General features: G+C 45.6%; 2 protein-coding genes. One reads left to right on the top strand and one right to left on the bottom strand.

What is annotated here, in order from left to right; translation table 11 throughout:
• Positions 1-37: 37 nt before the first annotated feature.
• The gene (locus tag R8N28_RS24770) at positions 38-460 is read right to left on the bottom strand and encodes a hypothetical protein (protein ID WP_069525683.1); all 423 of its coding nucleotides are present in this window, start codon (positions 458-460) and stop codon (positions 38-40) included.
• Between the two features lie 285 nt (positions 461-745).
• On the opposite strand from R8N28_RS24770, the gene R8N28_RS24765 reads away from it, so the two are divergent.
• The coding region (locus R8N28_RS24765) for an MgtC/SapB family protein (RefSeq protein ID WP_318183610.1) at positions 746-1440 on the top strand (695 nt) is incomplete at its 3' end.

Here is a 1440-nt window from a genome sequence, read left to right as displayed (position 1 = left end):
AGGACCAGTAGGGGCAATTTTTAAATATATGCTCGCCTTATTTAGCGCGGACGATGTCCATCACCAACTTACCGTCAACCTTTACTGGACTATCTTCTTTGGCTCCGAGTGAATACTCAAATACGCCCGTCTTCATTCCACCTTTTTCTCCGTGGACCATTAGCATCAGCATGTCACCAGACTCAACCGGTTCCATCAAAATTGCATTCACGTTCTCATTTTGTCCCATTTTAAGCGGAGCATAGCCGATCACGGGGCCTGGCTTCATCGATTCATCTGTTCGGTGTACAACCATCCAGCCGTTTTCGTCAGCATGAGCCATTTTTGCCGTTACCGTGCCCGCGGACATATCTTGATCTGCGCCTTCAATACTTGGAGAGGAAAAACTAAATGCAGAAAAACTGAACAGACATGCAGCTAAACCAAACTTTAGAAATGAGTTGTTGATGGAGTTGTTCATATGTATTCCTTACTTATGTGTGAGATTGCGTAATTGCATTCCATCTTCGTTACGTAGTTTCTCGTAAGAAAGTTCAGATGATATGAAAATAATGCCGATAAATTGAACGGGAGAGGGAAAATCGCTCCGTATTATTGAGCTCTGGTGATCGTTAAAAGCCAAGACAAGACCCGCTGGTAAGGCAGGAACGGTGGCCAGTTTCAGATTCTCTTCTTGTCGTCACAGCTTCTTACCAATATTCAAATAAACTAATGATATGACAACCGCTTTTTAACGGGGTGATGCATGGATATCAACGAGTTTGCGACTGGCGAGCATCTTATCTGGAATCTGCTTATTGCCTTGCTATTGGGTGCGATTATCGGGACACAGCGCGGCTGGGTGATGCGAAATAGCGTTGAAGGTAGTCGTGTTGCTGGTATTCGTACGTTCTCTCTTGTCGGTTTACTTGGTGGTCTTGTCGCGATTCTTGCGGATCTCTATTCTCCTTTATTGCTTGGTTTTGCCTTGATTGCGTTGGTTATATTGGCGTGTATCGCGTTTATCATGCAGCAGAAGAAGAGTCGCGATATCAGTATTACTGGCGTGGTTAGCTTGTTGGTGACGTTTGTGTTGGGCAGTTTAGCTGTGTCGGGAGAAGCGGTGCTTGCGGCATCTGCAGCTGTGATTACCGCAGTGGTGCTCGACAACAAACGAGAACTTCACCAAGCGTTGCAAAAATTACAGGAATACGAGCTAGATGCAGCGCTCCGGTTGCTGATTATCTCCATCGTGTTATTGCCGCTTCTTCCAAATCAATCCTATGGCCCTTGGAACGCTCTTAACCCTTACGAGATTTGGTGGATGGTCGTATTGATTGCCAGTATTTCGTTTGTGGGCTATTTCGCAATCAAAATCGGTGGGGCGAAACGTGGCATATTGTTTACCTCCATTTTTGCAGGTTTAAGTTCTTCGACGGCGTTAACGCTGCAGTTTTCCCA

The sequence above is a fragment of the Vibrio sp. Vb1554 genome, from assembly GCF_033344235.1.
Note: the sequence above shows the minus strand (reverse complement) of the source record. Positions and strands in the feature narration are given on the sequence as shown.